This is a genomic window from Comamonas sp. 7D-2 (assembly GCF_022749555.1).
Lineage (GTDB): Bacteria > Pseudomonadota > Gammaproteobacteria > Burkholderiales > Burkholderiaceae_C > Comamonas > Comamonas thiooxydans.
This window is the reverse complement of sequence record NZ_CP094238.1, coordinates 4,460,729-4,482,571: the sequence shown is the minus strand read 5'-3', so window position 1 is coordinate 4,482,571 and position 21,843 is coordinate 4,460,729. Positions and strand designations below refer to the sequence as shown.

Below are 21,843 nucleotides of genomic sequence, written 5' to 3'. Positions count from 1 at the left end.
CTTAAAACGTGAAGCCCAGACGCAGGTGCAGGCGCAACTGTTGCTCCTGTGCGCCCCAGGCGAGATCTGCTTGAATTGGACCAACCGGGCTTTTCCAGCGAATGCCGGTGCCAAAACCGACGCGGGTGTAGAGGCGGTTGATGTCGTCGCCAACGGTGCCGGCATCGATGAAGACGGCGTGCTCGAAGTCCTGGGTGTTGCCCTTGATGGTGATGGGCCGCTGCCATTCCACGCTGCCCATGGCCAGATAGCGGCCGGCAATCACGCGGCCGTTGTCGGTGCGTGCGCCAATCGACTGATAGCCATAGCCGCGCACCGTGTTGTCACCGCCTGTCAGAAACATGATGGTGGTGGGCAGATCCACATCTTTCTTGGCCATGACGGCACCGATTCCTGCCTTGAGCTGCAGGCGGCTGTGGCGTCTGGTTTCCTCATCGCGCTCACCCAGCGGGATCAGGCTGAGCCAGCGGCCCGTGAGGCGCCCGAACGGCGAGCGTTGCGGCGTCAGCGTGGTGCCGGCGCCGGCTTCCAGGGCCAGACCGAAGCCCGAGGTAGGCAGCAGGTTGTTGTCGAAATAGCGGGCCGTCCAGCCATAGTTGGCCAGCAGCGAGGAGGCGCCGGGCGGAGCACCTGCTCCCTGGGTCTTGGCGTAGTCGTACTGCAGGTACAAATTGCGCTCTATGCGGTCTTCTGCCTTGGAGCGACCAAAGCGCATCTGCGCACTATTGGTGTTGAAGTCGCCTGCTGGCGCACGCTCTAGCTTGCCACTGGCAAACCAGCGCCAGAGGTCTTCACCGGGCAGGCCGACCAACTGAGTGGAGATCAGCGGGTTCTTACTGTCCAGCTGCAGCTTGCTGACGGCGCGCCAGTTCAGACCGGGAACCTTGTTGTAAGTGTGATCGATGGACAGACGAGGTCCGGTGTCCGTGCTCAGGCCTGCACCGAACACCCATTTCTGCAGCTTGGCCTCGCGCACCTTGGCAATCACGGGCGAGGTGATGGCAGCACCCTGATTCTTGCGCTGCTCGTCGCGCTCAGCTTCGGTAGCGGCCTGTTGCGGCGAATCGGCCAGCGAAAGAAATACCGAGTCGTAATAGCCGCTGCTGACCAGGCGCTGCTGCGCATCGAGCATGCTTTGCAAGTCATATTCCTGACCTTCCGGAAGGCGCGCAATACGGGCCGTGCGCACCGGGTCGTAGCGCTCGGCACCATCAATCTGCAGCGGACCGAATGTATAGGCCGGGCCGGGGTCGTAACTCACGCTGACCTGGGCCTTGTTGGTGTCGGCATCCACATCGGCCAGACTGGTATCTATGCGGGCCAGCGGATAACGGCGCTTTTGCAGTTCCTTGAGACCACCGCTCTTGGCGCTGCTCCAGGCCGATTGCGAGAATTGCTCGCCGCTCTGCAGCGGCCAGGTTTCCTCGATCTGCAGGCGCTGAGAAGTCCCCAGCTCGTCGCTGGCATTGACGCCGGTAAACCGCACCTCGGATTTTTCAATGATGGTGGGCGGGCCCGGATCGACCTTGACCACTACTTTGCGCGGTGCTTCTTCCTCGGGGGTATCGGTCAGCTCCACGGTCACCGTGGGGCTGAAATAGCCCAAGGTGCCTATCAGCTCGCGTACGTTGGCATCGGTCGCGCCCAGCAGGCGCGTCAGCTCGCGGCGCTGCAGATCGGGCTGGTGGCGAAAACGCTTGAGTTCAAGATGCTGCTCCAGCAGCGCACGGACTTGTTTTGGGGCATCGACTTCCAGCGTGAAGGCGGGGGGACCACTGGTGTCGATGCCCATGGCTTCGGCTTCTTTGTCTTTGGGGGAAAGCAGGCTGCAGCCGCTGAGGAGCAAGGCGGCTCCCAAAAGCAAAGCCGGCCTCAAGGCCGGCTTTTTCAAGGGCAAGGTCTGGGGCATGCCCCTATTTTGACAGCATGCGCATGGCGTCTTCCAAGCCTTTGAGCGACAAAGGGTACATGCGGTCTCCCATCAACTGCTGGATGATGCTGATGCTCTGGCGGTACTGCCATACGCCCTGTGGCTCCGGATTGATCCAGGCAAAGTGCGGGAAGGCGTTCGTCAGGCGCTGCAGCCACTCGGCACCGGGTTCCTCGTTCATGTACTCGACCGAGCCGCCGGGCTGCAGGATTTCATAGGGGCTCATGGTCGCGTCGCCAACAAAGATCAGCTTGTAATCCTTGTTGTACTTGCGAATGATGTCCCAGGTCGGGAATTTCTCGGCAAAGCGGCGGCGGTTGTTCTTCCACATGAAGTCGTAGACACAGTTGTGGAAGTAATAGAACTCCAGATGCTTGAGCTCGCTCTTCACGGCCGAGAACAGCTCCTCCACGCGCTGGATATGCTCGTCCATGGTACCGCCCACGTCCATGAGCAGCAGCACTTTCACATTGTTATGCCGCTCGGGAATCATCTTGATGTCGAGATAACCCGCATTGGCTGCCGTGGAGCGGATGGTGTCCGGCAGATCCAGTTCCAGTTCGCTGCCCTGGCGCGCAAACTTGCGCAGGCGGCGCAGCGCGACCTTGATGTTGCGCGTGCCTAGTTCCTGGGTGTCGTCATAGTCGCGGTAGGCTCGCTGCTCCCAGACCTTGACGGCGCTCTTGTTGCGGCCCGGCCCGCCAATGCGTATGCCCGCCGGGTTGTAGCCGCCGTGGCCGAAGGGGCTGGTGCCGCCCGTCCCGATCCATTTGTTGCCGCCCTCGTGGCGCTCCTTTTGCTCCTCCAGGCGCTTCTTGAGCGTCTCCATCAGCTCGTCCCAGCCCATGGCTTCGATCTTGGCCTTGTCCTCGGGGCTGAGCTCGCGCTCCAGAAGCTTTTGCAACCAGTCCTGCGGAATTTCCTTGGTCAAGTCGGCCAGCATCTCCACACCCTTGAAATAGGCGGAAAAAGCGCGGTCGTACTTGTCGTAGTGCTTCTCGTCCTTGACCAGAATGGTTCGGCCCAGGTGATAGAAGTCGTCCAGGCTCCAGCGATCCTCGCTCTTGGGGCCGATGATGCCCGCGTCCAGTGCCTCCAGAAGAGCCAGAAACTCCTTGACCGACACAGGCAGTTTGGCGGCACGCAGGGTGTAGAAGAAGTCGATCAGCATGAAAAATGTCTCCAGCGCTTATGCGGCGGGTGCATGCTGCTCCAGAAGATAGAGCAGTTGTGCACGGGCTTCAGGCCATTCGCCACTGCGCATGCTGTACATCACGGTATCGCGAATCGTGCCGTCGCGGCGCAGCGCATGGCCGCGAATCACGCCATCTTTCTTGGCACCCAGGCGCTCAATGGCGCGCTGGCTGGCGAAGTTGAAGTTGTCCGTGCGCCAGCCCACCACATGGCAGCCCAGCGTACCGAAGGCATGGGCCAGCAGCAGCAGCTTGGCCGAAGTGTTGACATGGGTGCGCTGCACGCTTTTGGCATACCAGGTGTAGCCAATCTCCACACGGCGAATGGCTGGCACGATGTCGTGATAACTGGTCGTTCCCAGCACCTTGCCGCTGGCATCGTCGAGCACGGCGAACGCAAAGCGGTGGCCCTGGTCGCGGCCCAGCAGCGCGGTTTCGATATAGCTGCGCACCTCGCCAGGTTCGGGCACGGAAGTCACTCGAATCTTCCACAGCTCTCCATCGGCAGCGGCCGCTGCCAGTCCAGGCTCATGGCTCAGATCCAGCGGCTCCAGTCGCACGCCGCGGTCGCGCAAGGTCACAGGTTCTACAAAAGTCATGGCTTGCTCACTCAAAGTGGATTGCGCTTGCTGCGCCAGAGTCGGGCCAGCTTGAGCCCCAGGCCTCCGCCCAGCCCCACCATGGCAATGGCGGCAATGCTGCCCGCACCATAGCCCTGGGCAAACAGGTCAAGGCCCAGCACATGGGACAGGCCCCAGCCCAGCAGGGCTCCGCCCACAAAGCCGATGGCGTCGGAGCCGCCTTCCAGCAGCAGTTGTTGTGCGGTGCTCATGGGCTGTGTCTCCTCGGTTCTTAAGGAAGGTTAGCGGTTGCGCTGGTTCATGAAGACCAGCTTTTCAAACAGGCTCATATCCTGTTCGTTCTTGAGCAGCGCGCCAACCAGGGGCGGTACGCTGACCTTGCCCTCCTCGGATTGCAGAGCCGATGCAGGAATTTCCTCGGCGACCAGCAGCTTGAGCCAGTCGATCAGCTCGCTGGTCGAAGGCTTTTTCTTGAGGCCGGGCAGATTGCGCACATCGTAGAAGACCTTCATGGCGGCATTCAGCAACTCACCCTGCAGCTTTGGGAAATGCACGTTCACGATCTGGCGCATGGTGTCGGCATCCGGGAACTTGATGTAGTGGAAAAAGCAGCGGCGCAAAAATGCGTCAGGAAGCTCTTTTTCGTTGTTCGAGGTGATGAACACCAGGGGGCGGTGCTTGGCGCGGATCATCTCGTGCGTCTCGTAGCAATAGAACTCCATGCGATCGATTTCGCGCAGCAAGTCGTTGGGGAACTCGATGTCGGCCTTGTCGATCTCGTCGATCAGCAGGGCAACGGGGCGCTCCGCCGTGAAAGCCTGCCAGAGCACGCCCTTGACGATGTAGTTGTGAATGTCCTTGACGCGTTCATCTCCCAACTGCGAATCGCGCAGGCGGCTCACGGCGTCGTACTCATACAGGCCTTGCTGTGCCTTGGTGGTGGACTTGATATGCCACTGCAACAGCGGCATGTCCAGCGCCTGGGCCACTTCCTCGGCCAGCATGGTCTTGCCCGTGCCGGGCTCGCCTTTGATGAGCAGAGGGCGCTGCAGGGTAGCGGCAGCGTTGACGGCCAGCATCAGATCTTGCGTGGCCACGTATTTGTCGGAACCTTGAAACTTCATGGGCGGTATCAGCGTAAGTATTGATAAGCGTGCGAAATTCTCACTGCCATAATCGTTTGCACTGCAGCAAGGCATTTGAGCACCCGTCTGAACTCTTGAAGGATTGTGCGCGCAAAATGATAAAAACTTGGACCACGGTATTGGCAGTAGTTGTCGCATCAGTGACCGGCGCGGCAAACGCCCAGGCTGTCAAGGGCGATGCAAAGGCTGGCGAAGGCAAGATCGCCATGTGCATAGGCTGTCATGGCATCACCGGTTATCAGGCCAGCTTCCCTGAGGTTTACAAGGTGCCGATGATCGGCGGGCAGAACGAGGCCTATATCGTTTCGGCTCTGAATGCCTATAAAAAAGGCGAACGAAAACACCCCACCATGCGTGGCATTGCCGACTCACTGAGCGAGCAGGACATGGCCGATGTGGCGGCCTTCTATGCAGGTCATGGCAAGGCCAAGGACGGCAAGGCCAAGGAGGCGAACCCTGCTGTCACGGCGCTGCTGCAAAAAGGCGCCTGCTTCTCCTGTCACGGTGAAGGCTTTTCAAAGCCGATTGACCCGTCCTATCCCAAGGTGGCAGGGCAGTATTCGGACTATGTTTTTCGCGCCTTGCAGTCATATAAAACCGATGGCAATCCGCTCATCGGACGCAGCAATGGCGTGATGGCCGGCATTGCCAAGCAGTTCAAGAGCGACGAGCTGCAGCAACTTGCCAAGTACATCGGTAGCCTGGACAGCGAGATGCAGGTAGTGGCGCAGCCGCACTTCCGCCTGGGCCAGAAATAGACCTTGTTTCAGAAAAAGCAAAAGCCCGTGAAGACGGGCTTTTGCTTTTTCTCAACGGGATGCAGCTCAGGGGCCCGGTACCCGGGGCTTGGAGGATGCAGAGCTGGAGCCCTCCTGCAGCGATTGTGTCATCTCCCCGCCGGAGGCTGTGCAGCGCATCAGGGGGTACTTTTGAAACTGCCGTCGGTGGTGGCCAGACGCTGCACTCCGGCGACATAGGCTTCGCCATCAGGCGGGCGTCCCGAGCGCTGGCTTTCCCAGAGCATCTGGCCCAGGCATTCCATGGCGGCGTGATGGGCGTCATGCAGATCACGCTTCTTGGCCAGCAACTCAACCGCCTGGCGGATGCCTCGTGGCGAGTCCACGCTGCACTGCTCGCTGATGGACAGATGCATGGACAGGTGCAGAAACGGGTTGGTGCGCTCGGGCTCTGAGTCATAGTTGCGCGCCACGGCGGCATCCATGTCGGAGAGCTCATCGAAATACTCGGGGTGCTCGTCTATCCACAGGCTGGCCAGCGTCTCGATGGCCTCCATGGGCGCGCCGCTGATCATCTTGGCGCGCACACCGCAAAAAAATCGCCGTACGTCGGCTTGACTGGGGTTGAACATGATGGCGCGCAGCGTATCACGGCTGCCGGGCATCAGCCGGACTGTGGTCTTGCTCGCTGGCCAGGGCGGTATCTGGTGTTTCTGCGTTGTCAGCCAGGAGATCGGCACGTTCCTTGGCCATTTGCTCCACCAGTTGCTGGCGGCCCTGCTTGGCCACCGCAATCAGCTGGTTCTTGTCCTTGTAATGCGGGTACATGCGCTCGGCCAGAGCCAGATTGTGCTCCCTGAAGCGTGCCGTGATGCGTTTGGCCTCGGCCGGACTCTGACCTAACAGTTCCAGCACCGACTGGGCCGAGATCAGGCTGGACTCGAACACTTCACGCTGGGCATGCTCCACACCCAGGTCGCGCAGTTGGAACCAGTGATTGAGATCCCGGGTGCGGGCCACGATCTCCAGATTGGGGAAATGCTTGCGTACCTGGCTGGCTATCTTGAGGGACTGCTCGGGAGTGTCGACGGCAATCACCAGTACATGAGCCTTGGCTGCGCCCGCAATGCGCAGCAGGTCCATGCGAGTGGCATCGCCGTAAAACACCCGGTGGCCATAGATCTGCGCGGCCTCCAGCATTTCCACGCTGTGGTCCAGGATGGTGGGGCGTATGCCCTGGGCCAGCAACACGCGAGCCACGATCTGGCCGTAGCGGCCGAAGCCGGCAATGATGATGGGCGAGTCCTGAGGCTCGGAGATTTCCTGGGCCTTCTCCATGCCGCATTCCTCGTCACTGATGGTGGAAAAGCGGCGCAGCAGCAGTTTGTCCAGAAGCACCAGCAGCAGCGGGCCCAGCAGCATCGACAGAGCCACGGCCGCGACCAGCATGGACGAGACGCTGTGGCGAAACACCTTGTACTGCGCGGCTGTCTGGAACACCACAAAGGCGAATTCGCCGCCTTGCGCCAGCATCAGCGTGAACACCGGGCGTTCGCGCCAGGGAATCTGCATGAATTTGGCCAAGCCGAAGATCATCACTGCCTTCAGTGCAATAAAGCCCGTCACCATGGCGGCCATGGCCCAGGGAGACTGGAGGATGACGCCAAAGTCGATGCTCATGCCCACGGCCATGAAGAACAGGCCCAGCAGCAGCCCTTTGAACGGCTCGATATTGGTTTCCAGCTCGCTGCGGTATTCGCTGTCGGCCAGCAGCACGCCGGCCAGGAAGGCGCCCAGCGCCATGGACAGGCCCACCTGTGTCATCAGCATGGCGATGCCCACGACCAACAACAAGGAAGTGGCGGTGAAGATCTCGGGAGTCTTGCTGCGCGCAATCCAGCGCAGCAGCGGTTGCAGCAGCAATCGGCCACCGATGATGACGGCGCCAATCGTGCCCACGGTCTTGAGAATGGCCAGCCAGACATGGCTGTCGCCGTGGCTGCCATGGGCAGCCTTGTAAGCACCCAGAATCGGAATCAGCGCCAGGATGGGGATGGCCGCCACGTCCTGGAACAGCAGGATGGAGAAGGCGGCCTGTCCGCTGGGAGTACGCATCAGATTGCGCTCGGCCATGATCTGCAGGCAGACAGCGGTGGACGACAAGGCCAGGCCCATGCCCGCAATCAGGCTGACGCGCCACGACAGACCAAAGGCCCATGCGGCCAGAAACAGAATGCCGGTGCAGACCGCCATTTGCGCCATGCCCCAGCCGAAGATCGGTCGCCGCAGCTCCCAGAGGCGCTTGGGCTGCAGCTCAAGTCCGATCACGAACAGCATCAGCACCACGCCGAACTCGGCAAAGTGCAGGATGTCGTCCACATTGCGCACGAGGGCAAAACCCCAGGGACCCATGGCAATGCCTGCGCCCAGGTAGCCGATGATGGCTCCCAGGCCCAGGGCTCTGGCGATGGGGACGGCCAGAACCGCAGCCGTAAGATAGATGAAGCCGTAAGTCAGCCAGATGGGAGAGCCGTGTTCCATGGGAATGCTATGTGGTGTTAACCCTAGAGGGATTCCATTTTGGCACCCGCAGCCAAGCGTCAGATTTTTGACAGAAAGAAAAATGGCACGAATGTTTACCTGGTGCTTATAGCGTCAGGTCAACCATGCGTCTGCAAGTTGACAGCGCAACTTTTAAGATAGGCGCTTTGTGACTGGCGCTTTAGATCGGCGTTTGGAGTGAGTATGGATCTGCACACCTGGTTTGCTTTTTTTGTGGCCTCCTGGATCATCGCGGTTTCGCCAGGGTCGGGGGCTGTGCTGTCCATGAGTCATGGCCTGTCCTACGGCGTGCGCAAGACCAGCGCCACCATCATGGGTCTGCAGCTCGGGCTGCTGCTTATCTTGTTGATAGCAGGTGCCGGTGTGGGCTCGCTGCTCATGGCGTCCGAGTTGGCCTTCAATGCCGTCAAGATCGTGGGTGCCGGCTATCTCATCTATCTGGGCATCAGCCAGTGGCGCTCCGGCGGCTCGCCGCTGGCAGCGCAAGAGGCCGTGCCCGAGGCCAGTCTCAAAAAGCGCGTACTGATGGGCTTTCTGACCAATGCCACCAATCCCAAGGGCATCATCTTCATGGTGGCCGTGCTGCCCCAGTTCATGACCACCAGCCGTCCTCTGGCTCCGCAACTGGCGATTTTGGCCGTGACCATGCTGGCGGTGGACACCACGGTGATGCACGGCTATGCCGCAGGCGCCAGCGCCTTGCGCGGCCTGATGCGCAGCGCACGCGCCATGCGCAACCAGAACCGCGTGTTCGGCGGCCTGCTGATGGCCGTAGGCACAGGCCTGTTTTTTGTTCAGCGCTCCAGCGAAGCCTGATCCGCTTTAAAAAGCGTAGCTGCAAGCGTATGAATAGATTGAGCCAGCGGCATATTTGATCGAATAATCTAGGGTAAGCCCCTTGTCCCGCGTCAGACATGGCACAGGGCAGGGGGCTTCTACATTGGGGGTATGAAAACCTTTCGCTCCTACTCCGAAGTGCTGGCCTCGATTGGGCAGGAAGTCGCCGTCAGCGACTGGATCACCATCACACAGGCCCAGATTCAAATGTTTGCCGATGCCACGGGCGATCAGCAGTGGATCCATACCGACCCCGAGCGTGCGGCTCAGGGGCCGTTCGGCGCGCCGATTGCCCATGGCTTTCTCACGCTGTCCCTGCTGCCTCAGTTCTTCGAAGGCACTTTCAAGATCGAAGGCGCCAAGATGGGAGTGAACTACGGGCTCAACCGTGTGCGCTTCATGGCCCCGGTGCCTGTCAACAGCCGCTTGCGGGCCCGCATGACATTGCAGGCGGCGGAGCGCATCGAGCCGGCCGGCGTCCAGATGACCTGGCTGGTGACGGTGGAGCGCGAGGGCAGCGACAAGCCTGTGTGCGTGGCTGAGTCGCTGGCGCGCAGCTTTGGTGCGGCGGCCTGATTCGCGGTGTAATTTTCAAGCCATGAAAAAAGCCCCTTGGCTTGCGCCTTGGGGCTTTGTTATTGAGCCGCACCTCGCAAAGCAGGGTGCTGCGCAGAGTCCGTCATTCGCCATAGTTGTCCAGCAAACCGGCCTTGCCTGCGGCAATGGTTTCCTGGCGCACTTGCTCACGGCTGAGGTTGCTGGATTGCTGTTGCTGGGACAGGGGCAGATAGGCATCGCCAACGAGTTGCAGCTGGCCCTTGGCCATGGCGTCCTGCACCTGGGCATTGACCTGGGCACGGGTCAGGGTGGATTGACTTGCAACTTCGGGAGGGTAGTGATCGCCGGTGAAGTCAAAGCTTGCAGCCTGTGCAGCGGCGGCGGACATGGCCAGGGCGGCAACGATGGCAAAGCGGTTGGCGTATTTCATGATTCGTCCTTTGGTACGTCGGGCCTGCAGTCCTGGCGGATATCGTCGGTCGGCTGCAAGTCCATGAGTCGTACTTTAGGACGATCTAATTGCGAGAAAAACCCCTTGCTGCGCAACTTATTGTTCCGAAAATAGAGACAATAAGCGGGAACTTAAAGAGCTGTCTTGGGCTCTGCAAGGGCAGCTCCCACGAAGCCCTGCTGGCGCCAGGCTTCGAACACTGTCACGGCCACGGCATTGGATAGGTTCAGGCTGCGCTGAGATGCCAGCATGGGCAGGCGCAGTCGCTGCTCGTTGGGGAACTGGGCGCGCACCTCGGGTGGCAGGCCCTTGCTTTCAGAGCCAAAGACCAGCCAGTCGCCAGCTTTGAATTCCATGGCATGGGCCGGGCTGCTGCTATGCGTGGTCATGGCGAACATGCGCTCGCGCTGCGGCTGACAGGTTTCGAGGAAGGCGTCCCAATTGGCGTGGCGGGCCACATTGGCGTACTCGTGATAGTCCAGTCCGGCGCGGCGCATATGCCGGTCTTCCATGGAAAAGCCCAGCGGCTCGATCAGATGCAGGCTGCAACCCGTATTGGCGGCCAGACGGATGACATTGCCCGTGTTGGGAGGGATTTCGGGCGCCACAAGAACGATATGAAACATGGGGCGCTATTGTGCAGCCCGGCTTTTACCCACGCTGCCGCCTCCGCAGTTCCAGACTGGCGGATATGGGTCAAGGCGTGCGTGCCAGCACGACGGCGCTGACCGATGCCGCGCCGGCCGATAGCAGGCAGCCTGCCAGTGCATCCAGCGTGGCGCCGGTGGTCATCACGTCGTCGAGCAGCAAAATCTCCCGTCCTTTCACCAGAGCCTGTCGAGCCGGGGTGAGGCTGAAAATGCCGCGCAGCTGGCGCAGTCTTTGTTCCCGGCTGGAGGCATGTTGGGGCAACTCCAGATGTTGGCGCTGCACAGTCTCGCTCAGCAAGGGCAAAGGCCTGTCGTATTGCTCCGAGAGGGAGCGAGCCAGCAACAGGCTGTGGTCAAAGCCGCGCTCGCGCACGCGCTGTGCGGAGGCCGGCATGGGCAGCAAGGCATCGCAGGCCCGCAACTGCTCCCTGACTTCAGGGTGACTGGCCATCAGCCTGCCCAGGCTGCGCGCCAACCCCAGATCGGCCTGAAATTTGTAGCGTGTGATGAGGTTTTGCCAGGGGTAGGCATAGTCCAGCGCGGCGGTGCAGCGCTTGAGTCGGGGTGGTTGCTTGAGGCAGTTGCCGCAGAGGCTGACCAGAGCCGGCAGCGGCAGGGCACAGCTGTGGCAGCGGTGCTTGTGCTGGGCCCAGCGTGCATGGCAGTCGCGGCAGATACGCGGCCCCGGCCAGCGTCCACAGACTGCGCACTGGCTGGGCAAGGCATCCAGCCATCGCTGCTGCTGGCGGCGCAGGTGTGAAAGCCATGTCGCATGAAGGTCGGGCATGGAATCAATATACTCGCGCCGCATTGATCTTCACTCCGGCAGTTGGTGAGCGGCTCGCTCGCTCGACTCTCTGCCTGCTTTTGTCTGCCCATGTCCCACGTCCTGCCTCCAACAATTGATTCTGCAGCTGCAAACCATTGGCAAATGGCCGCTCCGGCCGAATCCCCGTGGTTGCACGAAGAGGTGGCCAGTCGCATGCAGCAGCGACTGGACTGGATAGTGAAGCCGCCTGAGCAATGGTGCCACTGGGAGCCAGTTCGCGGCGGCATGCAGGCTCACCATCTGCTGCGCGAGCGCTATCCGCAGGCCGAATGCACGATCTATGAACCCGTAGCCCGCCGCGAGGCCGTGGCCCAGGACAAGCTCGGCAGCCGCTGGTGGCAGCTCTCGCGCTGGAAGGGGGCTGCCGTGCAGATGGGAGCGCCCGCAGATGCCAGCATGGACATGCTCTGGGCCAATATGCTGCTGCATACGGCAGCCGATCCGCAGACTCTGATCGAGGGCTGGCACAAGGCACTCAAGGTCGATGGCTATGTCATGTTCTCCTGCCTCGGGCCGGATACCGTGCAGCAGCTGCATCGGCTCTACGCCGAATTGGGCTGGGGGCCGGCAGGTCATACGTTTACCGATATGCATGACTGGGGTGACATGCTGGTGCATTCCGGCTTTGCCGAGCCGGTGATGGACATGGAGCGCATCACCCTGACCTTTGCCACGCCGCAGCGTCTGTTGCAGGAACTGCGCGAACTGGGCCGAAATCTGCACCCAGGGCGTTTTGCCGGTCTGCGCGGCCGTGGCTGGAAGGCCGAGCTGCTGCAGAAAATGGCGGAGCGCTGGGCCGACAAGCAGCCCGATGGACAGCTCTCGCTGACCTTCGAGATCGTTTATGGCCATGCCTACAAACCGCAGCCCAAGCTGCGTCTGGAAGCCAACAGCGCCGTGTCGCTGGAAGACATGAAGGCCATGCTCAAGCAGCCCCGCAACACGGGTTTGCGATAGCACATCTGTCGTTTTCCGGTCATTGATTCGACACAAAGCTGCCTACAATTTCCCCAAGTTATTTCATGGATAGCAGCAATCCTTCGGGCTTCTCTCCTGCCTGAAGGAAACCAGACAGTGCGGCCCAAGCCGCCAGGGGAGATATCGGGTGTTTCGCTTTGCCAAGGGGACTGGCCAGCGGGTTCGACAGCGGCCGGTTTTCGCATTTCATCATCACCACAAGCCAGCCTTTTGCTGCGCTGACGCATCCCTGTGCCCGGCGGTTGTCGCGGTGCAGGGGCGTTCCATCTTCTTCCCTTCTGTCTTGGCTGCCAGGCCAGTTTCAGCCATGTCCGGCACTTGCCGTGAGATGCGCTTGCCAGTACGAGTTTCAAGTCCGGTCAGGCCTGCCTACGCAAGGTCGATTGGCATGGGTTTCCGGTACATGCATTAGTGAATGCGCGCAGACAGTGCTATCAAATTCTGGGGCATGCTGCGTTGAAGTTCGCGAGTTAGTGTGAGTGTCACAGCCTTCTGGCCGGCAGCGGCACGAAGCGGTGTGAGCGAGTGGACAACTGAGGCTTAGAGGTAAGTGAAAACGATGAAAAACATTTCCACCAAGCTGGTTCCCTGGAGTTTGGCCTTGGCGGCGTGGGGTAGTTCCATGGCCTATGCGGCGCAGGATCTGCCGGGAGGCCCTGCCGTCAACCAGCTCAATCTGCATCCGCCAGTGACACGCATTGCCGTGGAGCAGCACTGGTTGCACTGGATGATGCTCATCATCTGCACGGTGATCTTTATCGCGGTGTTCGGGGTGATGTTCTACTCCATCTGGAAGCACCGCAAATCCCAGGGGGCCAAGGCCGCGAACTTCCATGAATCGGTCAAGGTGGAAGTGGCCTGGACGGTGGCTCCCTTCATCATCGTGATTCTGATGGCGCTGCCCGCCACCAAGGTGCTGGTGGCACAGAAGGACACGACCAATGCCGACCTCACCATCAAGGCCACCGGCTATCAGTGGAAATGGGGTTATGACTATCTGAGCGGCGAGGGCGAAGGCCTGGGCTTTGTTTCCACGCTGGATAACGCCCAGCGCCAGATGTCCAACAGCGGCGATGTGAGCAATGCGCCCAACGACTACTTGCTCAGGGTCGACAACCCGCTGGTCGTGCCCGTGGGCAAGAAGGTGCGCATCATCACCACGGCCAACGATGTGATCCACTCCTTCATGGTGCCGGCCTTTGGCATCAAGCAGGACGCGATTCCCGGCTTTGTGCGCGATACCTGGTTCAAGGCCGAGAAGACCGGCGATTACTACGGCCAGTGTGCCGAGCTGTGCGGCAAGGAGCATGCCTACATGCCCATCCATGTGAAGGTGCTGTCTGCCGAAGCCTATACCGCCTGGGTTGCCGGAGAGAAGAAGAAGCTGGCCGCCAAGGCCGATGACCCGAACAAGGTCTGGGTGCTGGCCGATCTGGTGGCACGTGGCGAAAAAGTCTATGCCGCCAACTGCGCCGCCTGCCACCAGGCCAATGGCAAGGGAGCCGGTCCCATCAAGCCGCTGGACGGCAGTCCCGTGGTCCTGGGTCCCACGGCCGACATGATGCACGCCGTGCTCGAAGGTCGCGCCAACGGTGCCATGCCGGCCTGGAAGCAGCTAAGCGACACCGAACTGGCCGCAGTGGTGACCTTTGCCAAGAACCACTGGAGCAACCAGACCGGTCAGCTGGTGCAGCCCGCCCAGTTCGTGGCAGCGCGTGGCGGCAAATTCCCTGAAGGCGGAGGCAGTGCTGCACCCGCAGCTCCTGCGGCTGACTCTGCAGCCCCTGCGCAAGGTGCAGCCGCTGCCGCCAGCGACGCCGGCCCTTATCAAGTCTTTTTCGAGACCGGCAAGAGCGTTCTGGACGACAAGGCTCAGGCTGCGGTGAAGAAGGCGGCCGAGTACTGGAGTGCCCACAAGGACGGCAAGATTGCTCTGTCGGGCTTTGTGGACTCCACCGGCAACGCCGACAAGAACGCGGAGCTGGCCAAGGAGCGAGCCAAGGCCGTGGCCAAGCTGCTGGAGGACAGCGGCATTGCGGGAGACCGCATCGAGCTGCGCAAGCCCGAGACCATCACGGCTGCGGCAGGATCGGACCAGCAGGCACGCCGTGTTGACATCACGGCCGCGAAGTAAGCCCCGGGTATAGAGACCGATTGGAGAAAAGAATATGAGCGCCGTAGTTCCTCCCATCCACACCCATGAGGGCCATGGTCACGACCATGGGCACGACGACCATCACCACGCCATGCCCTCTGGCTGGCGCCGCTGGCTGTTTGCCACCAATCACAAGGACATCGGCACGATGTACCTGCTGTTCTCTTTCACCATGCTGATGGTGGGAGGCATTCTGGCCATGCTGATCCGTGCCGAGCTGTTCGAGCCCGGTTTGCAGATCGTCAACCCCGAGCTGTTCAACCAGCTCACCACCATGCACGGTCTGATCATGGTGTTCGGCGCCATCATGCCGGCCTTCGTGGGCTTCGCGAACTGGATGCTGCCGCTGCAGATCGGTGCGTCCGACATGGCGTTTGCGCGCATGAACAACTTCAGCTTCTGGCTGCTGATTCCTGCCGGCATCATGCTGGTGGGCTCGTTCTTCATGCCCGGCGGTGCGCCTGCGGCCGGCTGGACGCTGTATGCGCCGCTGACGCTGCAGATGGGCCCTTCCATGGACACCAGCATCTTTGCCATGCACATCATGGGTGCCAGCTCCATCATGGGCGCGATCAACATCATCGTCACCATCCTGAACATGCGCGCGCCCGGCATGACGCTGATGAAGATGCCGCTGTTTGCCTGGACCTGGCTGATTACCGCCTACCTGCTGATCGCCGTGATGCCGGTGCTGGCTGGCGCCATCACCATGACGCTGACCGATCGCCACTTCGGCACCAGCTTCTTCAATCCTGCGGGCGGCGGCGATCCGGTGATGTACCAGCACATCTTCTGGTTCTTCGGCCACCCCGAGGTCTACATCATGATCTTGCCGGCCTTCGGCATCGTCAGCCAGATCGTGCCTGCCTTCAGCCGTAAGAAGCTGTTTGGCTACACCTCCATGGTCTATGCCGTGGCGGCGATTGCCATCCTGTCCTTCATCGTCTGGGCCCACCATATGTTCACCACTGGCATGCCGGTCACGGGTCAGCTGTTCTTCATGTACGCGACCATGCTGATCTCCGTGCCCACGGCCGTGAAGGTGTTCAACTGGACGGCCACCATGTGGCGCGGCTCCATGAGCTTTGAAACCCCGATGCTGTTCGCCGTGGGCTTCATCTTCGTGTTCACCATGGGGGGCTTCACGGGACTGATCCTGTCCATGGCGCCCATCGACATCCAGCTGCAGGACACCTATTACGTGGTGGCCCACTTCCACTATGTGCTGGTGGCCGGTTCGCTGTTCTCCATGTTTGCCGGCTATTACTACTGGTCGCCCAAGTGGACGGGCGTGATGTATTCCGAGACGCGCGGCCGCATCCACTTCTGGGGCTCGCTGATCTTCTTCAACATCACCTTCTTCCCCATGCACTTCCTGGGTCTGGCCGGCATGCCGCGTCGCTATGCCGACTACCCCATGCAGTTCGCCGACTTCAACATGATTGCCTCCATCGGCGGCTTTGGCTTCGGTCTGATGCAGGTGTACTTCTTCCTGTTCGTCGTCTGGCCCGCCATGCGCGGTCATGGCGAGAAGGCACCGCAAAAACCCTGGGAAGCGGCCGAGGGCCTGGAATGGGAAGTGCCTTCTCCGGCTCCGTTCCACACCTTCGAGACGCCACCCAAGCTCGATGAAACCGCGACCAGGGTGATAGCCTGAGGAGGCGCGTATGACGACCCAGGAGCAACGCAAGAACAACCTGAGGCTGGGGCTGATCCTGGCCTCCACGGCTGCCGTGTTCTTTATCGGCTTTGTGGTGAAGATGGCCTGGCTGCATTGAGGCAGCCCGATGGCAACGAGTGAAGGAGCTTGAGGTGAGCATAGCCAAGGAAAACGCGAAGATGGTGGGCAAGCTGGCGATCGTTGCCCTGGGCATGTTTGCGTTTGGCTATGTGCTGATACCCATCTACAAGCATATCTGCGAGCTGACGGGCATCAACATCCTGTCGCTGTCCGAAAAGCAGGTGCCCGGCGCCGGCGTGGCGGGCCGCGACGTGAAGCTTCCGCCCAACAGCCAGATCGACACCAGCCGCACCATCACCGTGGAGTTCGATGCCAATGCTCGTGGTCCCTGGGACTTCAAGCCGGCCATGCGTTCGGTGCAGGTTCACCCCGGCGAGCTGGCCACGGTGATGTATGAGTTCCAGAACGTGCAAAACCGGCGCATGGCCGCCCAGGCCATCCCCAGCTATGCACCGCGCCAGGCCACGGCCTTCTTCAACAAGCTGGAGTGCTTCTGCTTTTCGCAGTACACGCTGGAGCCCGGCGAGAAGCGTGAATGGCCGGTGGCCTTCGTCATCGATCCGCGCATCTCCAAGGATGTGAAGACCATCACGCTGTCCTACACATTCTTCGAGGTCGGCGGCAAGACCCCGGCAGCGCCCGATGCCAGCACGGCTGCGGTCGTCACGCCCGGAGGCAGTTCATGACTCAGGACGTCAAGAAGACCGGATTCTGGCGCAGCATTGTTGCCGTCGCCTGGGCCATGCTGGGCGTGCGCAAGGGCAAGGAGTACGAGAAGGATTTCGCCAGCATCACGCCGCTGCATGTGATTGCCGTGGGGCTGGTGGCGATTTTTGCCTTGGTATTAGCGTTGATATGGATCGTCAACCTGGTCGTTTAGCCTTGGCTGAAACAGGTGTGGCGAATGCAGTGCAAGTGATAGTGGAGCGTCGGTCAAAACAACGATCAACAGAGTCAGGAGCCGAGTGATGAGTGCAACCCCGCAGGGCGCAACCCCTTACTACTATGTGCCAGCCGAATCCAGCCATCCCGTGATGGCGGCCATCGGTCTGTTCTTTGTGATTCTGGGCGCAGGCACCTGGATCAATGGTCACGAATGGGGAATGTATTCCCTGTTCGTCGGTCTGGTCTGGTGGCTGGCCGTGCTGTTCGTCTGGTTCCGCGATGCAGCGCGCGAAAGCGAGGCCGGGCTCAACAGCCGCAAGATCGACCTGTCCTACCGCTGGAGCATGAGCTGGTTCATCTTCTCTGAGGTGATGTTTTTCGGCGCCTTCTTCACTGCGCTGTGGTGGGCTCGCGCGCACTCGGTGCCGGCACTGGGCAGCCTGGCCAACGAGCTGCTGTGGCCCAACTTTCAGGCCGTGTGGCCCAGCGTTGCTCCCGGTGCCACGGCGTCGCCCGCGAATATTGTCGAGCCCTTCAAGACCGTGGGCCCGTTCTGGCTGCCTACCATCAACACGGCGCTGCTGCTGAGCTCGGGCGTGACGCTGACCATCGCCCACCATGCGCTGCAGATCAACAACCGCGCGCGCTGCATCAGCTTCATGTGGATGACGGTGATTCTGGGCTTTGTCTTCCTCTGCGTGCAGGGCTACGAGTATCACCATCTCTACAACGACTACAACCTCAAGCTCAACTCCGGTGTTTTCGGTTCGACCTTCTACATGCTGACGGGCTTTCACGGCTTCCACGTGCTGGTGGGCATGCTGATGCTGTTCTTCATCACCATCCGCCTGATGAAGGGCGACTTTACCGACAAGCACCACTTCGGCTTCGAAGGTGCGGCCTGGTACTGGCACTTTGTGGACGTGGTCTGGGTCTTTCTCTACATCCTCGTGTACTGGATGTAAGACTATCAAAAACAGAAGCGCCTTGCGTAAATCCTGAATTGATTTCAGCATCAAATGGTGCTGAAATCAATTAATGGAAAGCGCAAGGTGCTTTTGTTTTGAGAGCGCGAAGCGCTCAGGCAAACCGGCTATTGCCCGGGCTGCCAGCCCGTGGGCTGTATCCACCCCATCTTGGCCGCCAGCAGAACGCAGAGAAACAGCGCAATCGACAAAGCCACGCGAAGGGCCAGGGCGCGAAACATCTTGCGGCTTCGCTCTGCGTCGTCGGCCGCCGAGCTTTCGCTGCCATCGCCCCTGCGCATCATGAAGAACAGCGCACTGCCAAGGCTCGCCAAGATGGCGAGAAAAGCGAGAATGATCACGAATTTCATGAACGGATTATCTGGTGCGCATTTCCCGATTTCCAGACCTCTGGCGGTTTCTCCTGATCTCCCTGGCGGCCTTGGCCTGCGTGGCCGTCACAGCATCGCTGGGCTTTTGGCAACTGGGCCGGGCAGCGCAGAAGCAGGCTGTTTTCGATGCCATCGAGCGCCAGCAGGCGCTGGAGCCCTGGCATAACGCACAGCTGGCAGCAGAAGTGCCGCTGGCATCCGAATCCATCGGCCAAGCGCAGCAGGCGACGCTGCTGCATCGACCCGTACAACTGCAGGGCCAGTGGCTGGCCGAGCAAACCATCTTTCTCGACAACCGACAGATGCAGGGCAGAGCCGGCTTCTATGTGCTCACGCCTTTCAGACTGAGTGCGCCTCACGGGCACAGGGTCGTCGTCGTGCAGCGTGGCTGGGCACCACGCAACTTCATGGACCGCGCGCTCCTGCCCGAGGTGCAGACGCCTTCAGGCCTGGTCAGCATAGAGGGCCGGCTGGAGGCGCCGCCGTCCAGACTGATGGAGCTGGAAACGGCGCATGGCGGGGCAGACCCTGATGAGCAAAAGTCGCGCATCCGACAGAATGCAGACATTGCCCTGTGGGCACAGCAAGGCGGCTTGCCGCTGCTGGCCCTGAGCGTGGTGCAAAGCGGCAGCGCCAGCGAAGGCTTGCTGCGCGACTGGCCGCAGATCAATGCCGGTGTGCAAAAGCACTACGGCTATGCCTTTCAGTGGTTCGGACTCAGTGTCTTGGTGGTGTTGCTCTATGTCTGGTTTCAACTCGTCCGACGCTTTTACCCCCGCCGCAGCGCAGCGCAGCCCGAGGGATGAACCGCTGAGCTTTGCGGTCCACGGCCTGCCCGATCCCGCGCAGAGCCAGGCACGGCAGATGCAGGCGCGCAGCGGTCGCTGGAAGATGCTGGCCGTGCTGCTGGTCTGTGCGGCGCCGGTGCTGGCCTCCTACTTCACCTATTACGTGTTGCGTCCCTCGCAGCAGCGCAGTTATGGCGAGCTGATTGCCGAGCAGCCCGGCCTGCCCGAAGTGCAGGCGCAGACGCTGGACGGCCGCAGCGTGAATCTGAGCAGCCTCAAGGGCCAGTGGCTGCTGCTCAGCACCAGTGCCGGAGCCTGCGGGCAGCGCTGTCAGGACCATCTCTATCTGCAGCGTCAGCTGCGTGAAACCCTGGGCCGCGAAAAAGACCGGCTGGACTGGGTCTGGCTCATCAGCGACCAGCAGCCCGTGCCTGAAAAAATCCTGCCTGCTGCCGAGCAAGCCACAACGCTGCGTGTGCCCGCTACAGTCATCGGCAACTGGCTCAAGCCCGAGGCGGGACATGCGCTGGACGAGCATCTGTATGTGGTCGATCCGCAGGGGCACTGGATGATGCGCTTTCCTGCAAACATGGACAAAGCCACGGCCGGCAAAGCCAAGCGCGATCTGGAGCGGCTGCTGCGCGCCTCTGCCTCTTGGGATGAGGCCGGGCGAGCCACGGCCGAAACGGCGCAGAAATAGCTGTTGAAACCCGCGGTAGTCGGCTCTCGCAAGCGCTATCAGCGATCTGAATCATGGTCAGCGAGGAGGGCCGCATGCAGGCAGAAATCTCGGAGTTGAAAGGCGCTGCTTCGGCGGCAGGAACTGCTGCTTCGCGCTGGGCGCAGTACCACGCGCTGACCAAGCCCAAGGTGGTGCAGCTCATCGTCTTCTGCGCCTTCATCGGCATGGTGCTGGCAGTGCCGGGCGTTCCCGGCTGGCAGGACTGGGGGCGCATGCTGGCGGCCTGCACAGGCATCTGGCTGGTGGCTGCGGCGGCAGCGGCCTTCAACTGCCTGGTCGAGCGCAGCATCGATGCGCGCATGAAGCGCACGGCCTGGCGGCCCACGGCGCGCGGCGAACTCTCGCATTCCCAGGCCCTGCTGTTTTCGGCCTTGCTGTGCGCCGCAGGTTCCGCCATCTTGCTGCTGGCCGTGAATGCGCTCACGCTGTGGCTGACGCTGGCCACCTTCATCGGCTACGCCGTGATCTACACCCTGGTGCTCAAGCCCCTGACGCCGCAGAACATCGTCATCGGCGGGGCATCGGGTGCCATGCCGCCCGTTCTGGGCTGGGCGGCGATGACGGGACAGGTAGGGCATGAAGCCCTGCTGCTTTTTCTCATCATCTTTCTTTGGACGCCGCCGCATTTCTGGGCGCTGGCGCTGTACCGAGTGGAGGATTACCGCCGCGCCGGTCTGCCCATGCTGCCGGTCACGCATGGCAATGCCTTCACGCGGCTGCAGGTGTTTCTCTATACCCTGGTGCTGTTCGCCGGCTGTCTGCTGCCTTTTGTGGTGGGAATGAGCGGCTATCTCTACCTTTTTGCCGCAGTGATTCTGGGGTTGGGCTTTTGCGGTTATGGTTGGGCACTGCTGCGCAACTACTCGGATGCGCTGGCACGCAAGACCTTCCGCTTTTCCCTGATCCATCTGAGCCTGCTGTTTGCCGCGCTGCTGGTGGATCATTACCTGGCCTGACCGATCATGGATAAACGAGGTGCGCTGCGCGTACTCGGCGCTTTAGGCGCCGCAACACTGGCCGGTGCGGCCACATTGACATTGACTGGCTGCAAGGACGATAGCAAGCCCAAGTTTCAGGGCGTGGATGTGACGGGTGCAGACTACGCCAAGGACATTCCACTCACCGATGTCCACGGAAAAAAACGCAGTCTCAAGGACTTCTCGGGCAAGGTGGTGGCCGTGTTCTTCGGCTACACCCAGTGCCCCGATGTCTGCCCCACCACGCTGCAGGAGTTGCTTGAAGTCAAGCAGGCGCTGGGAGCCGATGGCGATAAGCTGCAGGCCGTGTTTGTGTCGCTGGACCCCGAGCGTGATACGCCTGAGGTGCTCAAGGCCTATCTGGCCAACTTCGATGAGAGCTTTGTGGGGCTCAGCGGTACGGTAGAGGAGATTGCTGCCGTGGCCAAGGATTTCAAGATTTTCTTCAAGAAGGTGCCAGGCAAGGTTGACGGAACTTACACCCTCGATCATTCGGCCGGGACCTATCTTTTCGATCCCCAGGGCCGCTTGCGCGTGTACGAGCGCTACGGCGCGGGGCCGCAGTTGCTGACTCAGGACGTGAAGGCACTGCTGGGCTGAAGCGGTCGCCATCGGCGGCATTGGCCTCAGGTTTTGAAATTTATTGTTACATGTTGGTGTTTGATATAGCGCAAGGAGAGCATGCGATGTCGCGCGCATAGTGAGCGACTTCAAACACTTGGCAAGGCTCGATCCGACTCTTTTAGA

General features: G+C 60.9%; 25 protein-coding genes. 14 read left to right on the top strand and 11 right to left on the bottom strand.

Features of this window, described 5'->3' with window-relative positions; all coding sequences use genetic code 11:
• Nucleotide 1 precedes the first annotated feature (1 nt).
• From MPZ60_RS20570 to MPZ60_RS20550, 5 genes are all read right to left on the bottom strand, one after another.
• Nucleotides 2-1,792, bottom strand: a complete 1,791-nt coding sequence (locus MPZ60_RS20570; RefSeq protein WP_080746072.1) for an autotransporter assembly complex family protein — start codon at nucleotides 1,790-1,792, stop codon at nucleotides 2-4.
• A gap of 121 nt (nucleotides 1,793-1,913) precedes the next feature.
• Nucleotides 1,914-3,101: a VWA domain-containing protein gene (locus MPZ60_RS20565; protein WP_003071236.1), complete on the bottom strand. Its 1,188-nt coding sequence runs from the start codon at nucleotides 3,099-3,101 to the stop codon at nucleotides 1,914-1,916.
• An 18-nt stretch (nucleotides 3,102-3,119) separates the two neighbouring features.
• Nucleotides 3,120-3,722, bottom strand: coding sequence for a GNAT family N-acetyltransferase (locus tag MPZ60_RS20560; protein ID WP_034353868.1), 603 nt, complete (start codon nucleotides 3,720-3,722; stop codon nucleotides 3,120-3,122).
• Nucleotides 3,723-3,733: 11 nt separating this feature from the next.
• Complete coding sequence (locus tag MPZ60_RS20555; protein WP_003071240.1) at nucleotides 3,734-3,955, bottom strand: hypothetical protein; 222 nt, start codon at nucleotides 3,953-3,955, stop codon at nucleotides 3,734-3,736.
• Nucleotides 3,956-3,985: 30 nt separating this feature from the next.
• The gene (locus MPZ60_RS20550) at nucleotides 3,986-4,828 is read right to left on the bottom strand and encodes a MoxR family ATPase (protein ID WP_003071243.1); all 843 of its coding nucleotides are present in this window, start codon (nucleotides 4,826-4,828) and stop codon (nucleotides 3,986-3,988) included.
• A 116-nt stretch (nucleotides 4,829-4,944) separates the two neighbouring features.
• Between MPZ60_RS20550 and MPZ60_RS20545 the strand changes: the two genes are divergently transcribed.
• Complete coding sequence (locus MPZ60_RS20545; protein ID WP_034353863.1) at nucleotides 4,945-5,607, top strand: cytochrome c; 663 nt, start codon at nucleotides 4,945-4,947, stop codon at nucleotides 5,605-5,607.
• A gap of 158 nt (nucleotides 5,608-5,765) precedes the next feature.
• Here the strand turns inward: MPZ60_RS20545 and MPZ60_RS20540 are convergent, their stop codons facing one another.
• Both MPZ60_RS20540 and kefC read right to left on the bottom strand, forming a co-directional pair.
• A complete protein-coding gene (locus tag MPZ60_RS20540) occupies nucleotides 5,766-6,218 on the bottom strand; it encodes a DUF1841 family protein (RefSeq protein WP_034353992.1) in 453 nt (150 codons plus the stop codon).
• A 16-nt stretch (nucleotides 6,219-6,234) separates the two neighbouring features.
• Entirely contained in the window at nucleotides 6,235-8,127 is a 1,893-nt protein-coding gene (gene kefC / locus MPZ60_RS20535; RefSeq protein WP_034396417.1) for a glutathione-regulated potassium-efflux system protein KefC, read from the bottom strand.
• Between the two features lie 204 nt (nucleotides 8,128-8,331).
• On the opposite strand from kefC, the gene MPZ60_RS20530 reads away from it, so the two are divergent.
• Together MPZ60_RS20530 and MPZ60_RS20525 are read left to right on the top strand one after the other, a co-directional pair.
• Nucleotides 8,332-8,964, top strand: a complete 633-nt coding sequence (locus MPZ60_RS20530) for a LysE family transporter (RefSeq protein WP_034353858.1) — start codon at nucleotides 8,332-8,334, stop codon at nucleotides 8,962-8,964.
• Nucleotides 8,965-9,096: 132 nt separating this feature from the next.
• On the top strand, nucleotides 9,097-9,561 hold the full coding sequence (locus tag MPZ60_RS20525) for a MaoC family dehydratase (protein ID WP_034353854.1): 465 nt from the start codon (nucleotides 9,097-9,099) through the stop codon (nucleotides 9,559-9,561).
• Nucleotides 9,562-9,664: 103 nt separating this feature from the next.
• Here the strand turns inward: MPZ60_RS20525 and MPZ60_RS20520 are convergent, their stop codons facing one another.
• From MPZ60_RS20520 to MPZ60_RS20510, 3 genes are all read right to left on the bottom strand, one after another.
• The gene (locus MPZ60_RS20520; protein WP_034353851.1) at nucleotides 9,665-9,973 is read right to left on the bottom strand and encodes a DUF4148 domain-containing protein; all 309 of its coding nucleotides are present in this window, start codon (nucleotides 9,971-9,973) and stop codon (nucleotides 9,665-9,667) included.
• A 152-nt stretch (nucleotides 9,974-10,125) separates the two neighbouring features.
• The gene (gene trmL / locus MPZ60_RS20515) at nucleotides 10,126-10,620 is read right to left on the bottom strand and encodes a tRNA (uridine(34)/cytosine(34)/5-carboxymethylaminomethyluridine(34)-2'-O)-methyltransferase TrmL (RefSeq protein ID WP_034353848.1); all 495 of its coding nucleotides are present in this window, start codon (nucleotides 10,618-10,620) and stop codon (nucleotides 10,126-10,128) included.
• A gap of 70 nt (nucleotides 10,621-10,690) precedes the next feature.
• Nucleotides 10,691-11,431, bottom strand: coding sequence for a ComF family protein (locus MPZ60_RS20510; RefSeq protein ID WP_034353845.1), 741 nt, complete (start codon nucleotides 11,429-11,431; stop codon nucleotides 10,691-10,693).
• Nucleotides 11,432-11,521: 90 nt separating this feature from the next.
• Here MPZ60_RS20510 and MPZ60_RS20505 point away from each other — a divergent pair, with 90 nt between their 5' ends.
• The 7 genes from MPZ60_RS20505 to MPZ60_RS20475 all read left to right on the top strand — a co-directional run bounded on the left by MPZ60_RS20505 (nucleotide 11,522) and on the right by MPZ60_RS20475 (nucleotide 18,197).
• Entirely contained in the window at nucleotides 11,522-12,430 is a 909-nt protein-coding gene (locus MPZ60_RS20505; protein ID WP_034353990.1) for a class I SAM-dependent methyltransferase, read from the top strand.
• Nucleotides 12,431-13,010: 580 nt separating this feature from the next.
• Nucleotides 13,011-14,585 (top strand): cytochrome c oxidase subunit II, encoded by a 1,575-nt coding sequence (gene coxB, locus MPZ60_RS20500; protein ID WP_242882019.1) that lies wholly within the window; start codon nucleotides 13,011-13,013, stop codon nucleotides 14,583-14,585.
• 34 nt (nucleotides 14,586-14,619) lie between these two features.
• A complete protein-coding gene (ctaD, locus tag MPZ60_RS20495; protein ID WP_034353837.1) occupies nucleotides 14,620-16,263 on the top strand; it encodes a cytochrome c oxidase subunit I in 1,644 nt (547 codons plus the stop codon).
• 10 nt (nucleotides 16,264-16,273) lie between these two features.
• A complete protein-coding gene (locus MPZ60_RS20490; RefSeq protein WP_211267687.1) occupies nucleotides 16,274-16,384 on the top strand; it encodes a cytochrome oxidase small assembly protein in 111 nt (36 codons plus the stop codon).
• 34 nt (nucleotides 16,385-16,418) lie between these two features.
• Nucleotides 16,419-17,033: a cytochrome c oxidase assembly protein gene (locus MPZ60_RS20485; RefSeq protein ID WP_034353987.1), complete on the top strand. Its 615-nt coding sequence runs from the start codon at nucleotides 16,419-16,421 to the stop codon at nucleotides 17,031-17,033.
• Nucleotides 17,030-17,227 carry a DUF2970 domain-containing protein gene (locus MPZ60_RS20480; RefSeq protein ID WP_003071276.1) on the top strand — a complete coding sequence of 66 codons (198 nt, stop codon included), beginning with the start codon at nucleotides 17,030-17,032 and terminating at the stop codon, nucleotides 17,225-17,227. The genes MPZ60_RS20485 and MPZ60_RS20480 overlap by 4 nt, the downstream gene beginning before the upstream one ends.
• Before the next feature lie 88 nt (nucleotides 17,228-17,315).
• Nucleotides 17,316-18,197: a cytochrome c oxidase subunit 3 gene (locus MPZ60_RS20475; RefSeq protein WP_034353834.1), complete on the top strand. Its 882-nt coding sequence runs from the start codon at nucleotides 17,316-17,318 to the stop codon at nucleotides 18,195-18,197.
• Between the two features lie 128 nt (nucleotides 18,198-18,325).
• Here MPZ60_RS20475 and MPZ60_RS20470 read toward each other — a convergent pair whose 3' ends face one another.
• A complete protein-coding gene (locus MPZ60_RS20470; RefSeq protein WP_034353830.1) occupies nucleotides 18,326-18,568 on the bottom strand; it encodes a twin transmembrane helix small protein in 243 nt (80 codons plus the stop codon).
• A gap of 14 nt (nucleotides 18,569-18,582) precedes the next feature.
• Between MPZ60_RS20470 and MPZ60_RS20465 the strand changes: the two genes are divergently transcribed.
• From MPZ60_RS20465 to MPZ60_RS20450, 4 genes are all read left to right on the top strand, one after another.
• Nucleotides 18,583-19,395 (top strand): SURF1 family protein, encoded by an 813-nt coding sequence (locus MPZ60_RS20465; protein WP_034353827.1) that lies wholly within the window; start codon nucleotides 18,583-18,585, stop codon nucleotides 19,393-19,395.
• Complete coding sequence (locus tag MPZ60_RS20460; protein ID WP_080746071.1) at nucleotides 19,331-20,077, top strand: hypothetical protein; 747 nt, start codon at nucleotides 19,331-19,333, stop codon at nucleotides 20,075-20,077. Before MPZ60_RS20465 ends, MPZ60_RS20460 begins: the two co-directional genes overlap by 65 nt.
• A 74-nt stretch (nucleotides 20,078-20,151) precedes the next feature.
• Nucleotides 20,152-21,075, top strand: a complete 924-nt coding sequence (gene cyoE, locus MPZ60_RS20455; RefSeq protein ID WP_034353982.1) for a heme o synthase — start codon at nucleotides 20,152-20,154, stop codon at nucleotides 21,073-21,075.
• A gap of 6 nt (nucleotides 21,076-21,081) precedes the next feature.
• Nucleotides 21,082-21,696 (top strand): SCO family protein, encoded by a 615-nt coding sequence (locus MPZ60_RS20450; protein ID WP_034353824.1) that lies wholly within the window; start codon nucleotides 21,082-21,084, stop codon nucleotides 21,694-21,696.
• Nucleotides 21,697-21,843: the final 147 nt, after the last annotated feature.